The 19,239-nt window shown below is 66.8% G+C and carries 19 protein-coding genes and 1 tRNA gene; 8 read left to right on the top strand and 12 right to left on the bottom strand.

Going from position 1 to position 19,239, the window contains the following annotated elements:
- Positions 1-245 precede the first annotated feature (245 nt).
- The 3 genes from thrC to moaD are packed head-to-tail and all read left to right on the top strand — an operon-like array spanning position 246 to position 3,197.
- Entirely contained in the window at positions 246-1,721 is a 1,476-nt protein-coding gene (gene thrC, locus KBW95_RS20120) for a threonine synthase (RefSeq protein ID WP_211529171.1), read from the top strand.
- 13 nt (positions 1,722-1,734) lie between these two features.
- Positions 1,735-2,931 (top strand): gephyrin-like molybdotransferase Glp, encoded by a 1,197-nt coding sequence (glp, locus tag KBW95_RS20115; protein ID WP_211529174.1) that lies wholly within the window; start codon positions 1,735-1,737, stop codon positions 2,929-2,931.
- Positions 2,932-2,939: 8 nt separating this feature from the next.
- The gene (gene moaD, locus KBW95_RS20110; RefSeq protein ID WP_211529170.1) at positions 2,940-3,197 is read left to right on the top strand and encodes a molybdopterin converting factor subunit 1; all 258 of its coding nucleotides are present in this window, start codon (positions 2,940-2,942) and stop codon (positions 3,195-3,197) included.
- Positions 3,198-3,199: 2 nt separating this feature from the next.
- On the opposite strand, the gene dctP is transcribed toward moaD, so the two are convergent.
- The 5 genes from dctP to KBW95_RS20085 all read right to left on the bottom strand — a co-directional run bounded on the left by dctP (position 3,200) and on the right by KBW95_RS20085 (position 6,210).
- On the bottom strand, positions 3,200-4,225 hold the full coding sequence (dctP, locus tag KBW95_RS20105) for a TRAP transporter substrate-binding protein DctP (protein ID WP_211522727.1): 1,026 nt from the start codon (positions 4,223-4,225) through the stop codon (positions 3,200-3,202).
- A gap of 213 nt (positions 4,226-4,438) precedes the next feature.
- Positions 4,439-4,678, bottom strand: a complete 240-nt coding sequence (locus KBW95_RS20100; RefSeq protein ID WP_211522728.1) for a hypothetical protein — start codon at positions 4,676-4,678, stop codon at positions 4,439-4,441.
- Positions 4,679-4,691: 13 nt separating this feature from the next.
- Positions 4,692-5,627, bottom strand: coding sequence for an alpha/beta fold hydrolase (locus tag KBW95_RS20095; protein ID WP_211522729.1), 936 nt, complete (start codon positions 5,625-5,627; stop codon positions 4,692-4,694).
- Positions 5,624-5,827: a helix-turn-helix transcriptional regulator gene (locus tag KBW95_RS20090; protein WP_211522730.1), complete on the bottom strand. Its 204-nt coding sequence runs from the start codon at positions 5,825-5,827 to the stop codon at positions 5,624-5,626. The genes KBW95_RS20095 and KBW95_RS20090 overlap by 4 nt, the downstream gene beginning before the upstream one ends.
- On the bottom strand, positions 5,824-6,210 hold the full coding sequence (locus tag KBW95_RS20085) for a hypothetical protein (protein WP_211522731.1): 387 nt from the start codon (positions 6,208-6,210) through the stop codon (positions 5,824-5,826). The genes KBW95_RS20090 and KBW95_RS20085 overlap by 4 nt, the downstream gene beginning before the upstream one ends.
- Before the next feature lie 134 nt (positions 6,211-6,344).
- Here KBW95_RS20085 and KBW95_RS20080 point away from each other — a divergent pair, with 134 nt between their 5' ends.
- Entirely contained in the window at positions 6,345-7,592 is a 1,248-nt protein-coding gene (locus KBW95_RS20080; protein ID WP_211529169.1) for a TIGR03862 family flavoprotein, read from the top strand.
- Here KBW95_RS20080 and KBW95_RS20075 read toward each other — a convergent pair.
- From KBW95_RS20075 to hpnC, 7 genes are all read right to left on the bottom strand, one after another.
- Positions 7,514-8,059: a DUF6622 family protein gene (locus tag KBW95_RS20075; protein ID WP_211522733.1), complete on the bottom strand. Its 546-nt coding sequence runs from the start codon at positions 8,057-8,059 to the stop codon at positions 7,514-7,516. The genes KBW95_RS20080 and KBW95_RS20075 overlap by 79 nt on opposite strands.
- A gap of 130 nt (positions 8,060-8,189) precedes the next feature.
- Positions 8,190-8,996, bottom strand: a complete 807-nt coding sequence (locus KBW95_RS20070; protein WP_211522734.1) for a head GIN domain-containing protein — start codon at positions 8,994-8,996, stop codon at positions 8,190-8,192.
- Positions 8,997-9,006: 10 nt separating this feature from the next.
- Positions 9,007-9,798, bottom strand: a complete 792-nt coding sequence (locus KBW95_RS20065) for a DUF1700 domain-containing protein (RefSeq protein WP_211529168.1) — start codon at positions 9,796-9,798, stop codon at positions 9,007-9,009.
- A gap of 65 nt (positions 9,799-9,863) precedes the next feature.
- Entirely contained in the window at positions 9,864-10,013 is a 150-nt protein-coding gene (locus KBW95_RS20060; protein WP_211529175.1) for a hypothetical protein, read from the bottom strand.
- Positions 10,014-10,045: 32 nt separating this feature from the next.
- Entirely contained in the window at positions 10,046-11,467 is a 1,422-nt protein-coding gene (gene hpnE, locus KBW95_RS20055; RefSeq protein WP_211529167.1) for a hydroxysqualene dehydroxylase HpnE, read from the bottom strand.
- Complete coding sequence (gene hpnD, locus KBW95_RS20050) at positions 11,454-12,287, bottom strand: presqualene diphosphate synthase HpnD (RefSeq protein ID WP_211522737.1); 834 nt, start codon at positions 12,285-12,287, stop codon at positions 11,454-11,456. Before hpnD ends, hpnE begins: the two co-directional genes overlap by 14 nt.
- 82 nt (positions 12,288-12,369) lie before the next feature.
- The gene (gene hpnC / locus KBW95_RS20045) at positions 12,370-13,191 is read right to left on the bottom strand and encodes a squalene synthase HpnC (RefSeq protein WP_211522738.1); all 822 of its coding nucleotides are present in this window, start codon (positions 13,189-13,191) and stop codon (positions 12,370-12,372) included.
- 144 nt (positions 13,192-13,335) lie between these two features.
- Between hpnC and KBW95_RS20040 the strand changes: the two genes are divergently transcribed.
- The 4 genes from KBW95_RS20040 (at position 13,336) to tig (ending at position 19,215) form a co-directional block, all read left to right on the top strand.
- Entirely contained in the window at positions 13,336-14,472 is a 1,137-nt protein-coding gene (locus tag KBW95_RS20040; RefSeq protein ID WP_211522739.1) for an efflux RND transporter periplasmic adaptor subunit, read from the top strand.
- Positions 14,469-17,555: an efflux RND transporter permease subunit gene (locus tag KBW95_RS20035; RefSeq protein WP_211522740.1), complete on the top strand. Its 3,087-nt coding sequence runs from the start codon at positions 14,469-14,471 to the stop codon at positions 17,553-17,555. Before KBW95_RS20040 ends, KBW95_RS20035 begins: the two co-directional genes overlap by 4 nt.
- 200 nt (positions 17,556-17,755) lie before the next feature.
- A tRNA-Leu gene (locus KBW95_RS20030) sits at positions 17,756-17,842 on the top strand.
- Between the two features lie 32 nt (positions 17,843-17,874).
- A complete protein-coding gene (gene tig, locus KBW95_RS20025) occupies positions 17,875-19,215 on the top strand; it encodes a trigger factor (RefSeq protein WP_211522741.1) in 1,341 nt (446 codons plus the stop codon).
- Positions 19,216-19,239 lie beyond the last annotated feature (24 nt).

The raw sequence follows: 19,239 nt of genomic DNA, 5'->3' as shown, positions 1-19,239 counted from the left end.
CTTCGCCGGGACGACGGTCTTGAGTATCCGTACCAGATCGATGCCGTAGGCCCGCTCCCTCAGCACGTCGTCCCGGCGAAGGCCGGGACCCAAGTCCGCAGCGCACCATTAACGCCCCCTTCAGTCCCCACCAAACCCTAAATTTTATTCACCCAACCCCACTTTTTTGCAGCACAGCATACATTTCGGCCGCCTCACACTATAATAAAGTTTCAACGTGAGCCCCCAACCGGATTTTCTACTGTATGCATTATGTGTCCACCCGCGCGACGAGCGCGTCCGCAGCACGCAATCCCCAGCTGTTTTCCGACATCCTGCTTGGCGGCCTTGCGCCCGACGGCGGCTTGTATCTTCCCACCGAGTACCCTCAGGTCACGGGCGCCGAGCTCGACGCCTGGCGCAAGCTGAGCTACGCTGAGCTGGCCTACGAGATCCTGCGCAAGTTTGCGACCGACATCCCGGACGCCGCCCTGAAGGCCCTGACCGCGCGCACCTACACCCCTGAGGTCTACCGCAACGCCCGCGCCGGCGAATCCGCCGCCGAGATCACGCCGCTGCGCGTGCTGGAAGAGGGCGAGCGCGGCACCCTGGTGCTGCAGGCGCTGTCGAACGGCCCGACCCTGGCCTTCAAGGACATGGCCATGCAGCTGCTCGGCAACCTGTTCGAGTACGCGCTGGCCAAGAACAACGACGAACTGAACATCTTCGGCGCCACCTCCGGCGACACCGGCAGCGCCGCCGAGTACGCGATGCGCGGCAAGCGCGGCGTGCGCGTGTTCATGCTCTCGCCGCACAAGAAAATGAGCGCCTTCCAGACCGCGCAGATGTTCAGCCTGCAGGACCCGAACATCTTCAACATCGCCGTCGAAGGCGTGTTCGACGATTGCCAGGACCTGGTGAAGGCCGTCTCGAACGACCTCTCGTTCAAGGCCCGCCACAAGATCGGCACCGTCAACTCGATCAACTGGGCGCGCGTCGTGGCCCAGGTGGTTTATTACTTCCGCGGCTATCTCGCGGCGACCACCACTAACTCCCAGAAGGTCTCGTTCACCGTCCCGTCCGGGAACTTCGGCAACATCTGCGCCGGTCACATCGCCCGCATGATGGGCCTGCCGATCGACAAGCTGGTGGCCGCCACCAACGAGAACGACGTGCTCGACGAGTTCTTCCGCACCGGCGTCTACCGCGTCCGCAAGTCCTCGGAGACCTTCCACACCAGCAGCCCGTCGATGGACATCTCGAAGGCCTCGAACTTCGAGCGCTTCGTCTACGAACTGGTGGGCCGCGACGCCGACCGGACGCACGACCTGTTCCGCAAGGTCGAGACCCATGGCGGCTTCGACCTGTCCGGCGCGCCGGGCAGCGACGGCGACGAGTACCAACACGTAGGCAAGTTTGGCTTCCAGTCGGGCCGCTCGACTCACGCTGACCGCCTGGCGACCATCCGCGACGTGGCGGCCAAGTACGGCATCGTGATCGACACCCACACCGCCGATGGCGTCAAGGTGGCGCGCGAGCACATGCAGCCCGGTGTGCCGATGATCGTGCTGGAAACCGCGCTGGCCGCCAAGTTCAACGAAACCATCGTCGAAGCCCTGGGCAAGGACGCCGATCGTCCGGCCGGCTTCGAGAATATCGAGGCGCTGCCGCAGCGCTTCGTGGTGATGCCGCCCGATGTGGACCGCATGAAGGCCTATATTTCCGAACACACGGGACTGTGACATGAAGCCGCCCATGCTCTCGCGCCGCGAAGCGCTGGATTTCCTGCTCGACGCCGCGCGCGCGGTGGACGGCGTGGAGAACGTGCCGACCCTGGAAGCGAACGGCCGCGTGCTGGCCGAAGACGTCCTGTCCACGCTCGACGTGCCCTCGGCCGACAACACGCAGATGGACGGCTACGCGGTGCGCGCCGCGGACTGCGCCGGCGGCAGCGCCACCTTGCGCGTGGCCCAGCGCATCCCGGCCGGCAGCGTGGGCCAGCCCCTGGAACCCGGCACCGCCGCCCGCATCTTCACCGGCGCCCTGATTCCTCTGGGCGCCGACGCGGTGGTGATGCAGGAGCAGTGCGAAGCCGTGGGCGACAGCGTCACCGTGCGCCATACGCCGCGCGAAGGCGAATGGATTCGCCGTACCGGCGAGGACATCGTGGCCGGTTCCGTCATCCTGCCGGCCGGCACCCGCCTGCGCGGCCAGGAGCTGGGACTGGCCGCCTCCGTGGGCCTGGCGAAGCTGCCTGTGCGCCGCCGCCTGCGGGTGGCCGTGTTCTTCACCGGCGACGAGCTGGCCATGCCGGGCGAGCCGCTCGCGCCGGGCGCCATCTACAACTCCAACCGTTTCACCTTGCGCGGCCTGCTGGAGAATTTCGGCTGCGAGGTGCGCGACTTCGGCATCGTCCCCGATTCGCTGGAAGCGACCCGCGCCACCTTGCGCGAAGCGGCGCAGGGACATGACCTGATCATTACCTCCGGCGGCGTGTCGGTCGGCGAGGAAGACCACATCAAGCCGGCGGTGGAAGCGGAAGGCCGCCTGAACATGTGGCAGATCGCGATCAAGCCGGGCAAGCCGCTCGCATTCGGCCAGGTGGGTGAAGCGTTCTTCCTGGGCCTGCCGGGCAATCCGGTGTCGAGCTTCGTCACCTTCCTGCTGTTCGTGCGGCCTTTCCTGCTGCGCCTGCAGGGCGTGAGCGGGCCGGTGGAACCCGGCGGCTACATGCTGCGCGCGGATTTCAACTGGACCAAGGCCGACCGCCGCAACGAGTTCCTGCGCGTGCGGATCAATTCGGCCGGCGGACTGGACTTGTTCCCGAACCAGGGTTCGGGCGTGCTGACCTCGACCGTCTGGGGTGACGGGCTGGTGGACAACCCGCCCGGCAATCCGATCGCCGCGGGCGACCTGGTGCGCTTCATTCCCTTCGCCGAACTGCAGCATTAAGGAGCGCCATGAAGATCAATTTGCGGTATTTCGCCTCGGTGCGCGAGGCGGTGGGGATCGGCCAGGAATCGGTGGACTTGCCCGGCGAGGTCGATACGGTCGGCGCCGTGCGCGGCCTGCTGGTCACGCGTGGCGGGCCGTGGGCGGAAGCCCTGGCGCCGCAGCGCGCGGTGCGCATGGCCTGCAACCAGGTCATGTGCGGCCCGGAGACCAGGGTGGAAGCGGGCGCCGAAGTGGCGTTCTTCCCCCCGGTCACGGGCGGCTAGGCCTACATCACGGCGATCGACTGCTCCGCCAGGGCCATCAGCTTGGCGCAGTTGTCGCTGCGTTCCGCAAACTCCTTCCACGCCGTGGTGCGCGCCACCGCCTGCCACTTGCGCAGCGACTCGGCGTTCATGTCGGTCACCTTGGCGCCGGCGCGCTGGTAGACCGAGGCCACGGCCGCATCGTCCGCCTGCGCGGCGCGCAGCGCGAACTTCTCCAGGTCCGCACCCACGGCCATGACGGCCGCCTGCTGCTGCTTCGTCAGGCGGTCGAAGACCGTGCGCGACATCATCAGCGGCTCGAACATGAACCAGTAGGAGCCGCCGCGCGCCGTGGTCAGCGACTTGGCCGATTCGTGCAGGCGGAATGAAATCAAGGAGGTCGACGAGGTCAGGGCCGCATCGAGGGCGCCGCTGCGCAGCGCTGCCTGGATCTCGTTGGACGGCATGTCGACCACGGTGGCGCCGGCGTCGCGCAGCAGCTGGTCCATCTCGTGCGAGCCGCCGCGCACCTTCAGGCCGCGCGCGTCTTCCGGATTGACGATCGGCGCGCCGCGCGACGCGACGCCGCCGGCCTGCCAGATCCAGCTCACGATCACCAGGCCTTGCTCAGCCAGGATGCGCGACAGCTCGCGCCCCACCGGGGCGTCCTTCCACGCGTAACCCTGCTCGTAGGAGGTGACCAGGGCCGGCATCAGGCCAATGTTGGCCTCCGGCGCTTCGGCGCCGGCATACGACAGCGGCACCAGGGCCATGTCCAGCGAGCCGCCCTTGAGCGCGCCGATCTGGGCGTTGGCGCCCATCAGCGAGGAATTCGGGTAGATCGAGAATTTCATGCCGCCACGGGTGCGCTTCTCGACCTCGGCCGCGAACATGCGGCACAGCCGGTCACGGAAGTCGCCTTGGGCGATGCTGCCGCCCGGGAACTGATGGGAGATTTTCAAATTGCCTGGCTGCGCCCATGCGGACTGCATCCAGAGAGGGCTGGACGCGAGCGCGCCCAAAACGGCCCTGCGGGTCATTACCGACATACACATCCTCCAAGATGTTTTAACGGACTGCCGCAAATCGTGGCCCCTCGTTCGAGCGGGAGCTCATCGTCTGCATGGCGGGTACAAGAATATTCCTGCTGTCTTTATTGTCAAGCAGAATCTTGTAGGTTTTGCAAAGCACGGGCGTGCCAAGGCGGCAGTATCCCGCCGCCTGGCAGTTCGCGTATTGACGTAATCCGGAGGATGAACGCTTCAGCGCCGCGGCTTGGCGGCCGGCTTGCCGTCCTCGCACAGGGCGCAGGCCGCGCCGGCGCGCGCCTGGCGGTAGCGCGAGGCGACGAAGATCGCCGCCGCCGCACAGGACCAGCCGAGCGTGGCCGGCCAGGTGGCGGTGAAGCTCTTGCCGCTCAGGTAGTCGATCAGCGAGATGAGTGCGAACATCGAGCTGGCGGCCAGGAGGTATTGCCCGGCCCAGTAGGTAATCGAACGCATGGTGGATCCTTTGTCAGCGGCGGTTGAGGAAACGGCGGAGATGCTCGGCCACCAGGTCGGGCTGGTCGATCATCAGGAAATGGCGGGCCGGCGCCACCGGCTGGACATCGGCGGAGGCCAGGCCGGGCAGCAGACTGCGATAGTGCTCCAGCCGGGCGCCAACGGTCAATCCGTCCTGCGCCGCATCGGGCTCGAAGTAGGGCGCCAGCACCAGGACCGGCGCGCTGATCTTCGGCAGCTCGGGCCGCAGATCGAGCGTCATCACATCGGCGATGTAGGCGCCGACGGCGCCGCGGTCGCTGCGCAGCAGCAGGGGCGTCAGGTCGTCGGCCTTGCCCATGTCGAGCACGCCCTGGGTACGCATGTATTGGCGCTGCTGCTCGGCATAGGCGGCCGGAGGGGCGGACGCCAGGCGCGCCTGGAGCCCGGTGGCGAGCTGCGGCCGCTGCTCCGGCGGTGCGTTCTCGGTCCCCGGCAGCACCGGCAGGCCGTCGAGCGAGACCACGCCGCCGACCCGGTTGCCGAGGTCCGCCGCGACGGCGAAGGCGAGAGCGCCGCCCAGGCTGTGGCCGACCAGGACCGGCTTGTCGAGGCGGCGGCTGGTCACCAGCTCCGCCACCGCCGCACGGGCCTCAAGGAAGGGCGCGCCGGCAGGCGCCGGGCGGCCGTCGAAGCCGGGCAGGGTGACGACGTACACGGTGTAGTCGGGACTGAAACGGCGGACCAGGTCCTGCCATACCCAGGCGCCGCTGGACAGGCCGGGAATCAGGACCAGCGGGCGGCCCTTGCTGCCGTGGCGCTCGACCAGCATGCCCTGGATCTCGAAGCGTTCGGCCGGTGCGATGGTCGCCGCGAAGCGATTGGGCGGCGGGCTGCCCGGCTGCTGGGCCGCGGCGCCCGGGGGCAGCGCGGCACCGAGCGCCAAGGCGAACAGGATGGAAGTTTTCATGCGGTCTCCGGGTCGGGTGAAAAGATGGATTCGACGGGTAGTCCGAACAGGCGCGCGATGGCGAAGGCCAGCGGCAGGCTCGGGTCGTAGCGGCCGGTCTCGATCGCGTTCACGCTCTGGCGCGACACGTCGAGATGCTGCGCGAGGTCGGCCTGGCTCCAGCCGCGCTCGGCGCGCAGTTCGCGGATGCGGTTCTTCATCGGTTCAGGATGCGGCGCAGGACACACACCAGCCCCGTGGCGCCGCACAGCACGCACCAGACGGTGAACATCGACAGCCGCGGAAAGCCGGCTGTCTCGAGGAAACCGTAGGTGAAGGTCAGGCCCGCCGTGATCGCGGCGGCCAGCGCGACCGACTCCAGCAGGAACATGCGCATGTATTCGTCGACCCGGGAAAAGTGGCGCGCGATGGCCCACAGGGCCAGGCCGAAGCCGAGCATGGGCGAGAGCAGGACCAGGGTGCGCGCCGGGCCGTCCTCCATGGGACGCCCGAACCGGATCGCCGCCGCCAGCAGCAGGCTGTAGAGGACGATCGAGCCGCCCAGCTCCTTGTAATACGCCTTCGCGACACGTTGCTCATGCATGATGACACCCCGCAGTTAGTAAAGTATGCTTTACATCGTAGACGGCAAGATCTTTGGTGTCAAGCAAACTTTACAAAGTGCCGGCGCCGCGCAAACTCGACTACAATGCTGCTCCCTTGTTTCCTCCCCCAGCCATGAGCCAGTCTTCCCCGACCCCCGTTCGCGTCGCCGTCATCGGCGGCGGCCCCGCAGGCCTGATGGCGGCCGAGGTGCTGGCCGAAGGGGGCGTGCAGGCCGACGTCTACGACGCGATGCCTTCCGTCGGGCGCAAGTTCCTCCTCGCGGGCAAGGGCGGCATGAACATCACCCATTCCGAGCCCTACGCCGCCTTCGTGGCGCGCTATCGCGGTCGCAGCGGACAGGTCCAGCGCTGGCTGGACGACTTCACGCCGGAGCAGGTGCGCGCCTGGATCCATGGCCTGGGGATCGATACCTTTGTCGGCAGCTCGGGCCGCGTATTCCCGACCGACATGAAGGCCGCGCCCCTGCTGCGCGCCTGGCTGCACCGGCTGCGCGAATGCGGCGTGCGCTTCCACATGCGGCACCGCTGGACCGGCTGGGAGGGCAAGGACTTGCGCGTCGCGACGCCGGATGGCGAGTTGATCGTGCAGACCGACGCGGTCATCCTCGCCCTGGGCGGCGCCAGCTGGGCGCGGCTCGGCTCGGACGGCGCCTGGGCGCCGCTGCTGGGCGGCAAGGGTGTGGACGTGGCGCCCCTGGTTCCCGCCAATTGTGGTTTCGATACCGATTGGAGCGAGCATTTCAGCAGCCGCCATGCGGGCGCACCGCTGACGACAGCCGCGCTGGCCTACCGTGACGACAATGGGGAGATGGTACGCCGCAAGGGGCAGTTCGTCGTCACCCAGACCGGCATCGAGGGCAGCCTGGTGTACGCCTTGTCGGCGCCGCTGCGCGACCAGATCGCCCGCGAGGGCAAGACGACCGTATGGATCGATCTGGCGCCCGATCACAGCGCCGAGCGCGTGCTGGCCGAAGTGACGCATCCGCGCGGTTCGCGCTCGATGTCGAGCCACTTGCAGAGCCGCCTCGGCCTCAAGGGCGTGAAGGCCGGGCTGCTGCGCGAATGCCTGTCGGCCGAAGAGTACGCCGACCCGGCGCGCCTGGCGGCCGCGATCAAGGCGCTGCCGCTGACCCTCCTGCGGCCGCGCCCCATCGACGAGGCGATCAGCAGCGCCGGCGGCGTGCGCTTCGATGCACTGGACGGCGGCAGCGCCATGCTGCGCGCGCTGCCGGGCGTGTTCGTGGCCGGCGAGATGGTGGACTGGGAGGCGCCGACCGGCGGCTACCTGCTGACCGCCTGCTTCGCGGGCGGCAGGGCGGCCGGCAAAGACGCGCTGGCCTGGCTTGCTGCGCGCCGGTAGACGGCAAGGTCGCGGATCATCGCGCCCAGGAAGCAGCCGTTCAAGACTCCGAACAAACCGCATACGGCGCCGGCAAACATCGGATCGTGATGGAGCTGCGGCGCGAGCGCCCAGGCGGCCGATGCCGCATACTTGAGTACGAACACGCCCAGCATCATCGCCAGCGGCGCCGCACTGCCTTGCATGCGCAGGCCCGCTGTCCGGACCACGATGCGGGTAGCCGCGAACCTCCAGACGAAGAACGCGGCGCCGCCCGCAGCGAGCAGCCAGGTGAACAGGGGCATGAGGTGCAGGCCGAACCTGGCCGCGATGTCCTGCAATGAAAGGCACAGCATGACAATGGGGATGACGGTCAACTGGCGCGCAGTGAGCTCCCGTTCGCGCATGGCCGCGACCCCGCGATAGATCAGGAAGGCAAGGATCGCCCAGACGTAGGCGGGGGTGTGGCTCAGGATCTGGATCAGCACGATGGCTCCATCGTTGTTGTCGATGGCACCACTGTGCCAGCACCTGGGCCGCGTGGGGAAAACGTGCGACGAAGCGTTGGAGGACGGCGTGAAACGCAGCCCATGCGGCGCGAAACGCAGCCGTATTGCTTTATTCTTCGAACGAGACGGTGCCGCTGCCGGTCCGGCTGATGCTGCGCTCGTCCGGATTGCCCAGGACTTCGATGTCGCCGCTGCCGCTGACCGAGGCCATTACCGAGGCGCGTGCCTGCACCGTGCTGCTGCCCGAACCGGTCTGCGACACGTTCACGCGCTGGGCGCGCAGGTCGCGGGCGTCGAGCTGGCCGGAGCCGCTGGCGCGGGCGTCCAGTTCGCGCGCGGTGCCGACCACCGTCATGCGGCCCGATCCCATCAGTTCCGCATCGAGACGGTCGATGGAGGCGCCCGCATTCACGTCCAGGTCGCCGCTGCCATTCAGGCCTGCCTCGACCTTGCGGAAGCGCCCGTTGAACTTGACGCTGCCCGAACCCTCCAGCCGCACCTCGATGCTTTCGCCGGAAAAGCCGTTGATCTTGCTGTCGCCGCTGCCGTCGATGGTGGCGCTGGTAAGGGCCGGCAGCACCAGCTCGACTTCCAGCGGCTGGCGGTGGCGCAGCACGATGCCGCGGATGCCGACGTTGAGCACCGCGCCTTCGGCCTTGACTTCGATATTGCTCAGCAGGCGCTGCTCGCCGCGCACCTTCAGCGAAGGCGTGGCGCCGTAGCGCAGATTCAGGTCGATGGGGCCGTTCAGCTCGATGGCATTGACGTTGGGCGGCACTTCACGGGTTTCGGTGACGACCTGGCGGCCTTCGCTGGCGGCGCTGACGCCGTTGGCGCGCAGCATGCTGTAGCTCAGGGCGATCAGCACGCAGGCCAGCAGCAGCAGGCTGAATCCGATTTTCAACAGTCCTCGCATGGCGCTTCCTTCAGCTTCCCTTGAGCAGGGAGAGGTTCATCTTGACGTAGCGGCGCACGCCGACGATGGTGTATTTGGTGATCACGATCGAGATCAGGAACAGGGCGATCCCGCCCAGCACCAGGCCGGAACCGAACAGGGTCTGGGTGGTGCGCGACTCCGGGTCGAGGTCGGTGGTGATCTGGATCTTGCGCTCGGCCACGGCCTCGGCGCCGCGGATCACGCGCGAATGGGCCGGTTCGTTCTCCGCATCGGGATCGCCGCCGTCCATGACCGGATCGGCGGATTTCTCCTCGTACACGTGGATGCCGGTCTCGCCGATCGAGATGCGGGTCTGCACATTCTGGCGCTCATGCCCGTCGTCGCTGATGGTCACGCGGTGCAGCGGACCGTTGAGGACCAGTTCATTGGCGCCGGCCAGGCCGCTGGCCGTGATCGCGATGCCGCCCACGTAGAAGGCGAAAGCAGAGGCGTACAGGCTCACCAGCAGGGATGCATACACGGCGGCCGGAATTGCCATGAACAGGTTGAAGACCAGCAGGCCGGCGGCCGAGGCTACCATGCGCAGGATGTTGGTCGGGCTTTTCTTTTCCTTGAAGGCGTCCATGTGGACGCTGGCGCGCAGCGAGACCGCGACCTTGCGCGGGTCGCCCAGCTCGTCCGCGACTTCCTGCTCGCGGCGGCCTGCGGCGTTGCCGTCGACGAAACGCTGCTCGTACCAGGCCAGGGTCTTGGCCTGCGTCTCGGGCGGCAGGCCCAACATGGCCCGCTTGAGCGCGTCGAGGTATTCCAGTTTGCCCATGGGTGAATGACTCCGTTTTGATGCGTTTGATGCGTGTATTTACGTCGTGAAACAGTAGCGACCGATCAATGGTGGCCGACAACCGGGATCGTGCTCAGCGCCACCGACACGCCGTGGTCCGCGCCGCCGATCAGTTCCGGCATCACCAGCACCATCGTGCTGACGGCCACCAGGGCCAGCAACGCGATCGTCCGCAATCCGAGTTGTAGGTACATGATCATCTTCCGTAAGACCTGTTTCGATGTTGCTACCTTACGGAATCGGACTCCCGGGCGCCATCGGTGTGCGACAGGCTGCGCTTTTCGCGGGGCAGGGTGCCGTAGGCGCGGATGGCCGTCGCGGCTCCAACCCCGCTGCGCACCGCGGTTTCGAGGGTGGCGGGATAGTCGCTGGCGGTATAGTCGCCCGCCAGGAAGACGCCCGGCAGGGGTGTGCCGTTGTCCGGGCGCGCCAGGCCTGGCGTGCAGGAGAAGGTGGCGCGCTTCTCGGTGATCACCTGGGTCCAGTCCGGTTTGGCAAGAGTTTCGTTTCGGAAATCATGCGCCAGCTGGCCGGCGATGGCTGCCGCCAGGGCCTCCTGCGGGAGGGCGGCGGCGTCCAGCGCGGCGCTGACCACGACGGCCAGCAGGCCGTCCTGGGTGGCGTCGAGCTGGCCCCGGTCGAATACGAACTGGCCCCAGCGTCCCGCCGCCGGAGCGTCTTCCAGCGCATAGAAGGGCAAGTCCAGGCGGGTGCCGGGGGCGTATTGCAGGTAGCAGGTGGCGATCGGCTCGTAGCCGAAGCCGTCCAGCTGGGCGCTCAGCTCCTGGGTGGCGGCATGCGGGGCGAGCAGGGCCGCCGTCTGCCAGGGCGGCGTGGCCAGGACCACGGCGTCGTAGACCGGATCGGCAGGGGATTCGCCGGTCAGCTCGGCCGTCCAGCGACCGTCGCTCGTGGGCGCCATGCCCGCCAGCTTGACTCCGGTATGGACGGCGGCACCCTTGCGGCCCAGGAAAGCAGCGGCCGCTTCCGGGAACAGCGCGCCCATGGCCAGCTTGGGCAGCAGCATGTCGGATGCGGCGCGGCGCCTGGCGCCCAGGCTGTCGCGCAGCACGGCCAGGAAGACCTGGCTCGAGGCGCGCTCGGGCGGGGTATTCAGGGCGGCGATGCACAAGGGCCGCCACAGCAGCCGGGTCAGGCGCTCGGTCTGGTCGAAGCGCTCCAGCAGTTCGGCCACCGGGCAGTCGGTGTACAGCTGCCAGCCCATCCAGCGCGCGGCCGTGGTGAAGCGGGCCAGGGCCATCTTGTCGGCGCGCGCCAGGCCCTTGGCGCGCAGCAGGGCAGCCAGCAGGTGCAGCGGGGCGGGCAGGCGCGGCGCGGCGAAATCCATGCCCGTACCGCCAACCGGGTAACGCATCTGCACCGGCAGGCGCAGCATGGCCGCCTCGGGATCGACGCCGACGCTGCGCAGCAGGCGCAGGGTTTCGCCATAGGCGCCGAGCAGGATGTGCTGGCCGTTGTCGAGCATGCGTCCGCGCACCTCGACACCGCGGGCGCGGCCGCCGAGGCTGCGCGCGCTTTCCACCAGGGTCACTTGCGCGCCCTGGCGCACCAGTTCCACCGCCGCCGCGCAGCCGGCCCAGCCGCCGCCGGCGACCAGGACCTTGAGGCCGGTTTCAGGCACGGACATAGGTCTTCCACGCCAGCCACAGCTTGCGCAGCGGCGTCAGCGAGATGCGCTGGGTGAGCACATGGAAGCCGTCGCGCTCGATCTCGTCGAGCAGGGTGCGGTAAATGGACGACATCATCAGGCCCGGGCGCTGGGCGCGCCGGTCTTCCTTCGGCAGCAGGGCCAGGGCTTCGTCGTAGGTGCGCTGGGCGCGCTCGGTCTGGAAGCGCATCAGCGCCTCGAACTTGTCGCTGTGGCGGGCGTTGAGCAGGTCGGCCGCGGTGACGTTGAACTGCTGGAGCTCGTTGACCGGGATGTAGATGCGGCCCTTGCGGGCGTCTTCGCCCACGTCGCGGATGATGTTGGTCAGCTGGAAGGCCAGGCCGAGCTTCTCGGCATAGGCCAGGGTCTGCGGATTGGTGTACCCGAAGATGCTGGCCGACAGGATGCCGACCGCGCTCGCCACGTGCCAGCAATAGCGCTGCAGGCCGGCGTAATCCAGGTAGCGGCTCTGGTCCAGGTCCATTTCCATGCCGTCGACGATGGCCAGCAGGTGCTTTTCTTCCAGCTTGTACGGTTCCACGTGCGGCTGCAGGGCCTGGGTCACCGGATGGGTGGGCGCGCCCTTGTACATGGCGGAGACTTCCGTGCGCCACCAGGCCAGCTTGATGCGGGCCACCGACTGGTCGGTCGCGTCGTCGACGGTGTCGTCGACTTCGCGGCAGAAGGCGTACAGCGCCGTGATCGCGCGCCGGCGCTCCGGCGGCAGGAACAGGAAGCTGTAATAGAAGCTGGAGCCGCTCTGGAGCGTCTTTTGCTGGCAGTATTCGTCAGGAGACATGTAGTTCTTTTAGGGATAGGGCGATGCGAATCCGCTATCTTAGCCGATGCGGACCCAAGGACGCGAGTGGGAAAGCTGGCTCCTACATCCAGAGCGCGCGCCAGCCGATCGCCAGCCAGTCGGGCGCCTTGAGCACAGGGCGCTGGCGGAAGACGTCGTAGTCGGCGGCCTCGATCCCGTCCAGGATGCGCAGGCCGCCCTGGATCATCATCCTCAGCTCCCAGCCGATGCGGCCCGGCAGGCGGCGCGCCAGCGGCGCCCCGGACAGCATCAGGGCGCGCGCCCGCTCCACCTCGAAGCGCATCAGCGGCCGCCAGCCGCCCTCTAAACTGCCGGCCTGCAGGGCGCTCTCGCTCACGCCGTGCTTGGCCAGGTCTTCCTGTGGCAGGTAGATCCGGCCCTTGGCCAGGTCGATCGCGACGTCCTGCCAGAAGTTGATCAGCTGGAGGGCGGTGCAGATGGCGTTCGAATCGCGCACGTTGCGGGCGTCGTCGGCGTCGTAGAGGGCCAGCATCATCTTGCCGACCGGGTTGGCGGAGCGATTGCAATAATCGAGCAGGGCGGGGTAGTCGGCATAGCGGTGGGTCACCACGTCCTGGCGGAAGGCCGACAGCAGGTCGCGCATCGGCTCCACCGACAGGCGGTAGTCGGCGACCACCGCCGCCAGGCGGGCGAACATCGGATCCTTTGGCGGGTTGTGCACCGCCTTGCCGGCCGCGATCACATCGAGCTCCCGCTCGTAAGCCTGGAGCGCGGCCAGGCGCTCCTCCGGAGCGGCATCGCCTTCGTCCGCCAGGTCGTCGGCGCTGCGGGCGAAGGCGTAGATGGCTTCGACGGCGGGCACCAGGCGGCGCGGCAGCAGGAAGGAGGCGACGGGGAAGTTCTCGTAGTGATCGACGGCCATGAATTGAGTATTGACTCTAAAGTCAATTATTTTTGTACTTGCATGATTATAATTGCAGAAGAATCAAAAGTATCAATGTAAGGCCCGGCCGGGCACGACCCGCCAGCGCCTTTTGTCGCCGATCGACCCAACCAAGGATTCCCCGTGTTCGCCCGACTCTCCCCCAGCCAGCTGCGCGCCGCCATCGCGATACCCCTGCTTGCCAGCTTCCTCGCCGCCTGCGACAAACCTGCTCCGAAGACCGAAGACGTGCGCCCGGTGCGCGCGGTCACCCTGGCCGCGGACACGGTCGGCGAGCGGCTCGAGTTCTCGGGCGACGTCCGTCCGCGCTACGAATCGCGCCTGGGCTTCCGGGTGGGCGGCAAGATCGTCGAGCGCAAGGTCGACGTCGGCGCCACGGTCAAGCGCGGCGACGTGCTGATGCGGCTGGATCCCCAGGACCTGCGCCTGGCCGAGAGCCAGGCCAGGGCCGCCCTGCGCGCCGCCGAGACCGAGCGCGACCTGGCCCAGGCCGACTACAAGCGCCACCAGAACCTGCGCGCCCAGAATTTCGTCAGCCAGGCCGTGCTGGATACCAAGCAGAGCACCCTCAAGGCGGCCCAGGCCAATGTCGACGCCGCGCGCGCGGCCTTCCGCGGCCAGGCCAACCAGGCCGGCTACGCCAGCCTGGCGGCGGACGCGGATGGCGTGGTGACCGGCATCGACGCCGAAGTCGGCCAGGTGGTGACCGCAGGCGCCCCGGTGGCGCGGGTGGCCCGCACCGACGAAAAGGAAGTCGTGATCGGTATCCCCGAGAACAAGGTCGAGCTGCTGCGCAAGACCAGCGATGTCAGCGTGCGCCTCTGGGCCAACCAGGGCGAGACGATCCCCGGCAAGATCCGCGAAGTCTCGCCGGTGGCCGACCCTGCGACGCGTACCTACACGGTCAAGGTGGCGATCCCGGCTCGTCCGGATGTCCGTCTCGGCATGACGGCGACCGTGCAGATTGCAAGTGGCAGCGGCGCCACCGCGCTGCGCGTGCCGCTGTCGGCCCTGGTGCAGAACCAGGGGAACACCAGCGTCTGGGTGGTGGAGAAGGGCGCCGTCCGCATGGTGCCGGTGCAGGTGGCCGGCCAGGTGGATAACGACGTGATCCTCGGCGGCGGCGTGCAGGCCGGGCAGCAGGTCGTGACCGCCGGCGTTCACCTGCTCAAGAACGGGCAGAAGGTGCGCATCCTCACCGCCGACGTCTCGCGCCGTGCCGACACCGAAGCGGCCGTCTCGGGCGGGGGCGCCAAATGAAAGGCTTCAACTTGTCGCGCTGGGCGCTGGAACATATCCCGCTCACGCGCTACCTGATCGCGGCGCTGCTGGTGTTCGGCGTGCTGAGCTACCAGCAGCTGGGCCAGGACGAAGATCCGCCCTTCACCTTCCGCGCCATGGTCGTGCGCGCCGTGTGGCCGGGCGCGACCGCGGTGCAGATGGCCGAGCAGGTCACCGATCCGCTCGAACGCAAGCTCCAGGAAACGCCCTACGTGGACCGCATCCGCAGCTTCTCCAAGCCGGGCGAGACCACCATCATCCTGGAATTGCGCGAATCGACCCCGCCCAAGGAAACCACCCCGACCTGGTACCAGGTGCGCAAGAAGATCGGCGACATGGCCGGCACCCTGCCGCAGGGCGTGATCGGCCCCTTCTTCAACGACGAATTCGGCGACACCTATGGCTCGATCTTCGCGCTGTCGAGCGACGGCTTCACCTACGCGCAGATGCGCGACTATGCCGACTTCGTGCGCCAGCAGCTGCTGCGCGTGCCGCTGGTATCGAAAGTCGAGCAGTTCGGCGTCCAGAACGAGAAGGTTTATATCGAGTTCTCCAGCAAGAAGTTCGCCCAGCTGGGCATCCCCTTCGAGCAGATCGTCAACCAGATCCAGACCCAGAACCAGATCGAGGCGAGCGGCGTGCTGGTGACGCCGACCGACAACCTGCAGGTGCGCGTGACCGGCGCGATCCGCCAGCTCGAGCAGCTCGAGAACCTGCAGCTCCGGGCCGGCAATACCACCTTCCGCCTGGGCGACTTCGCCACTGTGAAGCGCGGCTACCAGGATCCGCCGCAGGACAAGATGCGCTACAACGGCAAGGAAGTGATCGGCCTGGGCGTGTCGATGGAGAAGGGCGGGAATATCATCCAGCTCGGCAAGGGCCTGGACGAGACCGTCGCGCGCATCCGCTCCCAGCTCCCGGTCGGCATCGAGCTCGAACGCGTGGCCGACCAGCCGCGCGCGGTGCAGGACTCGGTGGGCGAATTCGTCAAGGTGCTGATCGAGGCGGTCGTGATCGTGCTGATCGTGTCCTTCCTCTCGCTCGGCCTGCATACCAAGCCGAAGCTGCGGGTCGACATCTGGCCCGGCCTGGTGGTGGCCCTGACCATTCCGCTGGTGCTGGCGATCACCTTCCTGTTCATGCGCATCCTCGACATCTCGCTGCACAAGATCTCGCTGGGCGCCCTGATCATCGCCCTCGGCCTGCTGGTGGACGACGCCATCATCGCGGTGGAAATGATGGTGCGGAAGATGGAGGAGGGCTTGTCGCGCTTCGAGGCTGCCACCTTCGCCTACACCTCGACCGCCATGCCGATGCTGACCGGCACGCTGATCACGGCCGCCGGCTTCCTGCCGATCGGCCTGGCCAAGTCGGCGGCCGGCGAATACACCTTCTCGATGTTCTCGGTGAACGCGATCGCGCTCCTGGTTTCCTGGGTGGTGGCGGTGGTCTTCACGCCCTACATCGGCTTCATCCTGCTGAAGGTGAAGCCGCACGCCCATGGCGAAAGCCATCACGACGTGTTCGATACGCCCATGTACCAGCGCTTCCGCCGCCTGGTGAACCGCTGCGTCGAATGGCGCAAGACCACCATCGCCCTGAGCCTGGGCGTGTTCGCGCTGGGCGTGTTCGGCTTTAATTTCATCGAGAAGCAGTTCTTCCCGGATTCCAGCCGCCCCGAGCTGATGGTGGAGATGTGGTCGCCCGAAGGCACCAGCTTCAAGGCGAACGAAGCGGTGGTGAAGCGCTTCGAAGCCTGGCTGGGTAAGCAGCAGGGCGTCAAGAGTGTGACCAGCTATGTGGGCACCGGCAGTCCGCGCTTCTACCTGCCGCTGGACCAGATCTTCCCGCAGTCGAACGTGTCCCAATTGGTGGTGCTGCCAGTCGATGCGAAGGCGCGCGAGGCGCTGCGCCTGAAGATCACAAAAGTCTTCGAGACCGAGTTCCCCGAGGTGCGCGGGCGAGTGAAGCTGCTGCCAAACGGCCCGCCGGTGCCGTATCCGGTGCAGTTCCAGGTGCTGGGCCCGGACATCGGCGTCGTGCGCACGGTCGCCGACCAGGTCAAGGAAGTGATGCGCGCGAATCCGAACACGGTGGGCGTGAACGACAACTGGAACGAGTCGGTCAAGGTCCTGCGCCTGGACCTCGACCAGGACAAGCTGCGCGCGCTCGGCGTGACCTCGCAGGCAGTGCGCCGCGTGGTCAACACCACGCTGACCGGCACCCCGATCGCCCAGTTCCGCGAAACCAACCGCCTGATCGACATCGTGGTGCGCCAGCCGGTCGAGGAGCGTTCGACCATCACCCGCCTGCAGGAGGCGCTGGTCCCGACCGCCTCCGGGCGCGCCGTGACCATCGGCCAGGTCGCCCGCGTGCAGCTCGTCTGGGAGCCGGGCGTGGTCTGGCGCCAGGGACGCGAGTGGGCCATCATGGTCCAGTCCGACGTGGTCGAAGGCATCCAGGGCCCGACCGTGACCGGCCAGGTCGATGCCAAGCTGGCCGGGATCCGTTCGAAGCTGCCGGCCGGCTACCGCGTCACCATCGAAGGCGCTGCCGCCGACAGTTCGGATGCGGAAGCCTCGATCGCGGCGAACATCCCGCTGGTGCTGTTCGTCGTCTTCACCCTGCTGATGCTGCAGCTGCACAGCTTCTCGCGCGCGCTGCTGGTCTTCCTGACCGGCCCGCTGGGTATCGCCGGCGCGGCCATGGCGCTGCTGCTGCTCGGACGGCCGTTCGGCTTCGTTGCCAACCTGGGCGTGATCGCGCTGTTCGGCATGATCATCCGTAACTCGGTGATCCTGGTCGACCAGATCGAACAGGACCGGGCCAACGGTGTGGAAGCCTGGGACGCCATCGTCGAGGCGGCCGTGCGCCGTGCGCGGCCGATCCTGCTGACCGCAGCCGCCGCAGCCCTGGCCATGATTCCGCTGTCGCGCTCCGTGTTCTGGGGTCCGATGGCGGTGGCGATCATGGGCGGGCTGGTGGTGGCGACGGCGCTGACCCTGCTGTTCCTGCCGGCGCTGTATGCGGCATGGTTCAGGGTGAAGAAGCCGGTGCGCTGATATTTAAATGCCGCCGGAACGCGGGACGGGAAATGCAGTCGAATGACGCAGCTCGTCCCGTGTTCCAAAATTCACCCCAATAGTGTCAGAAAATCCAGTAAAATAATTGTTTGAAGTTGTAGCCCCTAAACAGAGGAGTGCAGGGCGGCCGGTTTCACTGTCGGGCGCCCTTTGTTTTTGTGGCAATATGCAATCCTTGCGCGAGGATGGCGAAATTGGTAGACGCACCAGGTTTAGGTCCTGACGCCAGCAATGGTGTGGGGGTTCGAGTCCCCCTCCTCGCACCACGAATAATTAATTTTTTTGGACGATTTTTATAATGGCAACTGCAGTCGAAACCCTCGGTAAACTCGAGCGTCGCTTGACCATCTCCTTCCCGGTAGCTGACGTTCGTACGGAAGTCGAAAAGCGCCTGAAGAAGCAGGCGAAGACCGCGAAGGCGCCTGGCTTCCGTCCGGGCAAAGTGCCTCTGAAGATGGTCGCTGCCCAGTACGGCTACCAGATCGAGACCGACGTCCTGAACGACAAGGTCGGCCGTGCGTTCAACGAGGCAGCCAACGAGAACGAGCTGCGCGTTGCCGGCTTCCCGAAAATCGAACCGAAAGAAGACGCGCCGGAAGGCATGCTGGCCTTCGACGCGACCTTCGAAGTCTACCCGGAAGTCGTGATCGCCGACCTGGCCAACGTCGACGTCGAAACCGTCACCACCGAAGTGACCGACGCCGAGATCGACAAGACCATCGACATCCTGCGCAAGCAGCGCGTGCACTACCACACCAAGGGTGAGGCAGGCGAGCACGGCACCGGCGGCGAGCCGGTGGCCGCCAACGGCGACCGCGTGACCGTCGACTTCGTCGGCACCCTGGATGGCGTCGAGTTCGCCGGCGGCAAGGCCGACAACTACGCGTTCGTGCTGGGCGAAGGCCGCATGCTGCCGGAATTCGAAGCCGCCACCGTCGGCCTGAAAGTCGGCGAAAGCAAGACCTTCCCGCTGGCCTTCCCTGAGGACTACCATGGCAAGGACGTGGCAGGCAAGACCGCCGAGTTCACCATCACCCTGAAGAAGCTCGAGTGGGCGCACATGCCGGAAGTCGACGCCGAGTTCGCCAAGTCGCTGGGCATCGAAGACGGTTCCGTCGAGAAGATGCGCGACGACATCAAGGTTAACCTGGAGCGCGAAGTCAAGGCGCGCGTCAAGGCCCGCAACAAGGAAGCCGTGATGGACGCCCTGGTCAAGTCGACCGAACTGGACGTGCCGAAGGTTATGATCGACCAGGACGCGGAGCGCCTGGCCGAGATGACCCGCCAGGACATGGCCCAGCGCGGCATGGACGTCAAGAACCTGCCGTTCCCGGCAGAGATGTTCAAGGACAAGGCTGAGCGCCGCGTGCGCCTGGGCCTGATCCTGTCGCAACTGGTCAGCGACAACAACCTGCAAGCCACCCAGGATCAGGTGAAGGCGCAGATCGAAGACTTCTCGCAGAGCTACGAAGATCCGAAGGAAGTCCTGAAGTACTATTACAGCGACCGTCGCCGCCTGGGCGAAGTGGAAGCTCTTGTATTGGAAGAAAACGTCGTTAACTATGTGCTTGGCAAGGCGAAGGTCTCCACCAAGACCATCGCTTTCGATGAACTGATGGGCTCGATGCCCCAGGCGTAATTGAAGATTGCCGGCCTTCGTGGC

The organism is Massilia sp. ZL223, assembly GCF_018119395.1.
GTDB lineage: Bacteria > Pseudomonadota > Gammaproteobacteria > Burkholderiales > Burkholderiaceae_D > Telluria.
This window is presented reverse-complemented; position numbering and strand designations above follow the sequence as displayed.

Excerpts from the sequence above, each read along its gene's own strand:
- KBW95_RS20100 (WP_211522728.1), bottom strand. The coding sequence starts at position 4,678 with ATGCGTTCGATTACCTACTGGGCCGGGCAATACCTCCTGGCCGCCAGC.
- tig (WP_211522741.1), top strand. The coding sequence starts at position 17,875 with ATGGCAACTGCAGTCGAAACCCTCGGTAAACTCGAGCGTCGCTTGACC.
- KBW95_RS20035 (WP_211522740.1), top strand. The coding sequence starts at position 14,469 with ATGAAAGGCTTCAACTTGTCGCGCTGGGCGCTGGAACATATCCCGCTC.
- dctP (WP_211522727.1), bottom strand. The coding sequence starts at position 4,225 with ATGTCGGTAATGACCCGCAGGGCCGTTTTGGGCGCGCTCGCGTCCAGC.
- KBW95_RS20060 (WP_211529175.1), bottom strand. The coding sequence starts at position 10,013 with ATGTACCTACAACTCGGATTGCGGACGATCGCGTTGCTGGCCCTGGTG.
- moaD (WP_211529170.1), top strand. The coding sequence starts at position 2,940 with ATGAAGATCAATTTGCGGTATTTCGCCTCGGTGCGCGAGGCGGTGGGG.
- glp (WP_211529174.1), top strand. The coding sequence starts at position 1,735 with ATGCTCTCGCGCCGCGAAGCGCTGGATTTCCTGCTCGACGCCGCGCGC.
- thrC (WP_211529171.1), top strand. The coding sequence starts at position 246 with ATGCATTATGTGTCCACCCGCGCGACGAGCGCGTCCGCAGCACGCAAT.
- KBW95_RS20080 (WP_211529169.1), top strand. The coding sequence starts at position 6,345 with ATGAGCCAGTCTTCCCCGACCCCCGTTCGCGTCGCCGTCATCGGCGGC.
- hpnC (WP_211522738.1), bottom strand. The coding sequence starts at position 13,191 with ATGGCCGTCGATCACTACGAGAACTTCCCCGTCGCCTCCTTCCTGCTG.
- hpnD (WP_211522737.1), bottom strand. The coding sequence starts at position 12,287 with ATGTCTCCTGACGAATACTGCCAGCAAAAGACGCTCCAGAGCGGCTCC.
- KBW95_RS20095 (WP_211522729.1), bottom strand. The coding sequence starts at position 5,627 with ATGAAAACTTCCATCCTGTTCGCCTTGGCGCTCGGTGCCGCGCTGCCC.
- KBW95_RS20065 (WP_211529168.1), bottom strand. The coding sequence starts at position 9,798 with ATGGGCAAACTGGAATACCTCGACGCGCTCAAGCGGGCCATGTTGGGC.
- hpnE (WP_211529167.1), bottom strand. The coding sequence starts at position 11,467 with ATGTCCGTGCCTGAAACCGGCCTCAAGGTCCTGGTCGCCGGCGGCGGC.
- KBW95_RS20085 (WP_211522731.1), bottom strand. The coding sequence starts at position 6,210 with ATGCATGAGCAACGTGTCGCGAAGGCGTATTACAAGGAGCTGGGCGGC.
- KBW95_RS20090 (WP_211522730.1), bottom strand. The coding sequence starts at position 5,827 with ATGAAGAACCGCATCCGCGAACTGCGCGCCGAGCGCGGCTGGAGCCAG.
- KBW95_RS20070 (WP_211522734.1), bottom strand. The coding sequence starts at position 8,996 with ATGCGAGGACTGTTGAAAATCGGATTCAGCCTGCTGCTGCTGGCCTGC.